The organism is Dyadobacter sp., assembly GCF_051859145.1.
Classification (GTDB): Bacteria; Bacteroidota; Bacteroidia; order Cytophagales; family Spirosomataceae; genus Dyadobacter.
This window is the reverse complement of record NZ_JBHYGF010000310.1, coordinates 1-5,157: the sequence shown is the minus strand read 5'-3', so window position 1 is coordinate 5,157 and position 5,157 is coordinate 1. Positions and strand designations below refer to the sequence as shown.

4 protein-coding genes are annotated in these 5,157 nt (G+C 47.1%); 3 read left to right on the top strand and 1 reads right to left on the bottom strand.

Annotation, left to right across the window (positions count from 1 at the left end; translation table 11 throughout):
- Positions 1-153: 153 nt before the first annotated feature.
- A complete protein-coding gene (locus ACTIE6_RS17050; RefSeq protein ID WP_439557789.1) occupies positions 154-1,497 on the top strand; it encodes an alkaline phosphatase family protein in 1,344 nt (447 codons plus the stop codon).
- A 97-nt stretch (positions 1,498-1,594) separates the two neighbouring features.
- Complete coding sequence (locus ACTIE6_RS17045; RefSeq protein WP_439557788.1) at positions 1,595-2,734, top strand: hypothetical protein; 1,140 nt, start codon at positions 1,595-1,597, stop codon at positions 2,732-2,734.
- 28 nt (positions 2,735-2,762) lie between these two features.
- Here the strand turns inward: ACTIE6_RS17045 and ACTIE6_RS17040 are convergent, their stop codons facing one another.
- Positions 2,763-3,191: a hypothetical protein gene (locus ACTIE6_RS17040; protein ID WP_439557787.1), complete on the bottom strand. Its 429-nt coding sequence runs from the start codon at positions 3,189-3,191 to the stop codon at positions 2,763-2,765.
- Positions 3,192-3,480: 289 nt separating this feature from the next.
- On the opposite strand from ACTIE6_RS17040, the gene ACTIE6_RS17035 reads away from it, so the two are divergent.
- A partial coding sequence (locus tag ACTIE6_RS17035) for a histidine kinase dimerization/phosphoacceptor domain -containing protein (RefSeq protein ID WP_439557786.1) occupies positions 3,481-5,157 on the top strand: 1,677 nt, incomplete at its 3' end.

The following is a 5,157-nucleotide window of genomic DNA, read 5'->3' as shown; positions in this document are numbered from 1 at the left end:
TACACCGAATGAAGGCAGCTTAGATGAAGAAGTAAACATTTCACAAACGTGTCCACTTTTTTCAGGACAAGACATCCCTTCTTTTGTCATCCTTCCTATTGTCACGCTGAGCGCAGCCGAAGCGCATTCATTCACTCATTCAATCATTCAAAATTGAAAAAACTACTTTCCATACTAGGCCTCACACTCTCCCTAAACGCCTTCGCTCAGGAATCCCATGTGATCCTGATCAGCATTGACGGATTGCGGCCGGAGTTTTACAAAGATCCTGCCTGGAATATGGTCAATGTGCGGCAGGGAATGCAAACTGGCGCTTACTCCGACGGGGTAACCGGCGTTTTTCCTTCTGTTACATACCCTTCCCATACCACCATGGTTACCGGCGTGAAGCCTTTGAAGCACGGGGTTTATTACAATACGCCTTCCGAGCCGCTCGAAGTTACCGGCAAATGGATCTGGGATTATAACACGATCAAGGTTCCAACAATTTTCAGCGCGGCGAAAGACAAAGGGTTGGTGACCGCGTCGGTTTTCTGGCCGGTGTCGCTCAACAGTCCCGCCAGCTACAATGTACCTGAGTACTGGAATTTGCCTGAAACGAAAGGCGGTAAACGCACGGTCATCAAGGCACTAACGGATAATTCTACGCCGAAAGGTTTGTTCGAAGAAGTGCAGAAGCATGCGACTGGCAAGCTCGATGAAATTGATTTTGACGCAGATTACCTGAGCATCGACGAAAACAATGCGCGCATCAGCAGCTACCTGATCCGCAAGCACAAACCTTCCTTCCTGGCAGTGCATTTGGTTGCAGTGGACCATTTCGAACACGAAGAGGGAAGGGAAGGGGATAAGGTAAAATCCTCGTTAGCCGGAGTTGACCGCAATATCAGAACAATTATTGAAGCTACTGAAAAGGCCGGTATCAGGGATAAAACCACATTTATTATCACAGGTGACCACGGCTTTGTGGACATTCACACGGCCATTGCGCCAAATATCCTGCTCGCAAAAGCCGGACTATACGATCCGAACAACAAGGCTGCCTGGAAAGCTTATTTTCACGGTTCAGGCGGATCGGCGTTTTTACATTTGAAAGATAAGAATGATACCAAAACGCTGGACAAGGTAAAGCAGATCCTGAACCAACTGCCCGCTAATCAAAAGGCAATGTTTGCCGTCAAAGATCGTGCAGCACTGGACGCAGTAGGCTCAGACCCGAATGCAGCACTGGCTATCGCACCTGTGCAAGGTATCACGATCAGCGGCGCAGCTACGGGTGACTTCATGCGCGCTGCCAGCGGCGGTACCCACGGCTTTTTCCCTGATTTCAAAGAAATACAAACTGGTTTTGTGGCTTTTGGAAAAGGTATTAAACAAGGTGCAGTGATTCCGGAAATGGGTTTGCAGGATATCGCGCCGTTGATTGCCAAATTATTAAACATCGAATTCCCCACAGCTGACGGCACATTGTACCCGGGCTTGCTGGTGAAAGAATAAGTTAATTCCTGTTTGCTCAAAAACAGGCACTTATATACTTTCAAAACTTCTCTTTCGGTCATAGCTTTACAGGATCCCAGCGCTTTCCTGTATCGTTATGACCGAAACTTTTTCTCAGTCCTGCTCCTCCCTCTTCCTGAAAATCTGCGAAAGCACTTTGGGGATCCTGGCTATATTGACATCTTTTACTTTCATACTGAACTTTGTCCCGGCTTCATTCTTACACAAATACGGGCATTACTTTCATCCGTTGCTGATCGGCATTGTGATCATAGCCATTCTGGGTGGGCTTGTTTATGCGCATCTTTGGCATGAAAAAGAGAATGCAGGGGCAGTTAACAGCGGCATCCGCCACGCCGTTTTGCAGGGAGTGATCCGTTACTGGCTGGCTTATTCTATTTCAGTTTACGGTTTTGCCAAAATCCTGAAAACGCAGCTCCAATCACCGGAGTTTAACCTCGATATTCCGCTGGGTGAACTGAGTGGCTTTGCGCTTACCTGGTACTACTTTGGCTATTCCTACACTTTGGCGGTGATCCTCGCATTGTTCCAGGTGGGCGGCTCAATACTCCTTCTTTTCCGTCGCACCACGTTGATCGGCGTCATGGTTTTATTGCCGGTCATGGTCAACATTGTGCTGATTAACATGTTTTATCAGATTGCCGCAGGCGCATTCTTCAATTCGGTTATCTACACGATCAGTCTTACTTTCCTGCTACTGCTCGATTTTCAAAAGCTCAAAACTGCATTCTGGGACCTTGTGGAAAAGCTGCCGCGGGTATCGGACAAATCCGGTTTGTTAAAAAATGCATTGCGTGTCGTGGTCATCGCAGCTGCATTTTGCACCATTCAATATTACGTTGTAACTGCCAAAACGGACACCGTGCTCAAAGGTACCTGGAAGGTGGAAAAGCTAATTAAAAACAACCATCCATTAGGCCCGGTTGCCTGGTTGACAGATTCCAAAGCGTGGAACAAGGTGTATTTTGCAGGCTGGAACGGCTGCGCATTCAGTCCGAACCCGTACCGGTACAAGGCTGATGAAAGTCTCACAGGTTCTTACGAATTTGACAGTCTGAAAAACAACATCCGCTTTGTTCATCCGAGTCCAAGCTACGCGGACAAGCGAATGGACACACTGGTGATCTCGGTTCGAAACCGCACACCAAAATCAATGCAGCTGCATTTTGTCATGAACCACGATACCATTGAAATGCAATTGGCCAGGTTGCGGTAACCTGCTGATAATTTGGATAAACGGCTATTCAGCTCCGGATTATTAATGTAGGATCAATGGAGTTCAGAAGCTGGCCGCAGCTGATGTCCGAGGTACCAAGTGGTTCATTGAAATAGCCGCTTGTAAACAGCGGCTGCAAAGTGTTTCTTCCTTTATACAAAAATCCGATCGTAGACCTGGGCTGCCCGATGTTAAATACTTTGGAGCCGAAGTTGGGATAAGAAGTAACAAGCTTTTTCAGCACACCAGCTTCTACGAATTCCAGACATTTCAATGTAAAACTTTCGCCGTCACCGTCCCAGTTGAGGTACAGCAGAAAACGCAACCCGCCGGTGATTTCAAAATAAAAATTAAAGCGCGGCTGATTAGCAAGGCTGCCAGATAATTGAAGCTCTTTTGATTCAGGGAAATAGTTTTTTATTTCTTCACGCAGGTATGTGAGTGCGTCCGTTATCATCCGTCAGATGTTCAGTGGGAGTAACTGTCTGAACAAATATATCCACCAGACCTCAAAATTTCAAGGTTTTGGGCAGTAACAAGGCATTCTCAAAAGCGCCTGGCTTACTGAATTCTTCCTTTATTTCGATGTGAGTGAAAACGATGCACCAACCCGTATCAGAACAGGTTTGCATCCGGATAGGCAGATTTCGTTGCTGATTTGTTTTCATTTGGCTAATTGTGGCGGTTACTTTAGTTTTGGGTAACGGCATTCCGTGTGGTACCTCCATTGCTCTCAATTCAGTTTCATGAAATCACTTCTACTTTCGATTACAGCTGTGCTGGCCATTGTTTTCAGCAGTTACGCGCAGCCGGATTCAACCGGATTTTCCACATTCCGAGATAAAATCAGCACCAAACCCGATTCAGCGCGCTTTGAAGACCTGAATAATTACGGGTACGATATGATAGATCTGCTCAAATTCGCCCGGGTCGCCAGCGCAGTTGCTGAAATGATGCAATTGGCTGTTGATAAGGAGAACCGCGTATGGGAAGGAAGGACTTATATGTTGATGGCCTGGCTGCAAAAGGTACAGAGTAATTCCAATGCGGCGGTTTCAAATTATCAGAAGGCGCACGCATTGTTTCAGAAAGCCGGGGAAGTGCGGCGGGAGATCAGGGCGCTGCAAAGAATAGGCGCGGTTTATATTACCGTAAATGACCTGAAACTGGCTGAACACTACTTCCGGAGAGGGCTGTCGCTTGCCGAGAAAAGCAAGATGGAAGATGAAGTGGCCAATATGTACACCGATTTCGCGACTGTGGAGGATATCAGGAAAAATTACAACGGTGCACTCGCTTACAATGATAAGGCTTTAAAAATATATAAAAAGCTGGGCGCCGACTTCTCGTCTACACTTTTCAACAGAGGTATTATCCTCAAAAATGCAGGCAGGTATCAGGAATCGCTGAATACTTACATGCAGCTGCTCGATTATGCCAGGAAAGAGTCCGACGAGTTTCTTGAGAAAATGGTTTACCTCAATCTTCCCAACACATTACTCCTGCTCAACAGGCCCGACGAGGCGGAACAATATGTCAAAAAAGCCATTGAAATGGCCAAAACAAGTCCGCAGCGGATCAATGATTATATGCATATCTACGAGATGCTGACGAACATCTACAAAAAGAAAGGCGAGTTTGAACAGGCGCTGAACTACCAGAACCAGTGGGTTGCTTACCGCGACAGCGTATTTAATTCGGAGAAAAGCAGGCAGCTGATCGAGGCGGAAACGAGGTTTCAGGCAAAGGAAAACCAGGAGCGCATTCAGCGGCTGGGTACTGAGAATTATGAGAAAAAACGGCAGTTGTGGTGGCTTTATGGCGGCATTTCCATGCTGGCTTTCCTGCTGGCAATCGCATTGTGGCAGTACAGGATTATCCAGCGGGTGAACCAGAAACTCGAAATCACCAACAGTAACCTGTCTGAAGCCAACAGCCGGATCAGTGTTCAGGCGACGCAGCTGAAAGAATTGATGCAGGAACTGCACCACCGGGTGAAGAATAATCTCGCGATTGTATCCAGTCTGTTATCCTTGCAGGCCAGCCGTTTGGAGGATGAGAAGGCGATCCAGGCAGTGACGGAAGGACAGCAAAGGGTAGAGGCAATGTCGCTGATCCACCAGCAATTGTATCAAACCGATAATGTGGCCGGGGTAAGTGTCAAGGAATATATACAGGACCTGGTGAAAGGGTTAATGCAGTCTTTCGGCTATTCGGAGGATTTCAGCTTGCGGACGGACATTGAACCTCTTGTACTGGATCTTAAAATGGCAGTTCCGCTCGGCCTTATTGTGAATGAGCTGATCACCAATGCATTCAAGCACGCTTACAAAGGCATTGAAAACCCTGAGCTTAGTATCAGGCTGTGGCAGCAGGAGGAGGTATACCTCGAAATCAAAGACAACGGGAAAGGTGTGGATGTC

What these genes read in the sequence shown, in the direction of transcription:
- ACTIE6_RS17040 (WP_439557787.1), bottom strand. Translation starts at nt 3,191, where the DNA reads ATGATAACGGACGCACTCACATACCTGCGTGAAGAAATAAAAAACTAT.
- ACTIE6_RS17045 (WP_439557788.1), top strand. Translation starts at nt 1,595, where the DNA reads ATGACCGAAACTTTTTCTCAGTCCTGCTCCTCCCTCTTCCTGAAAATC.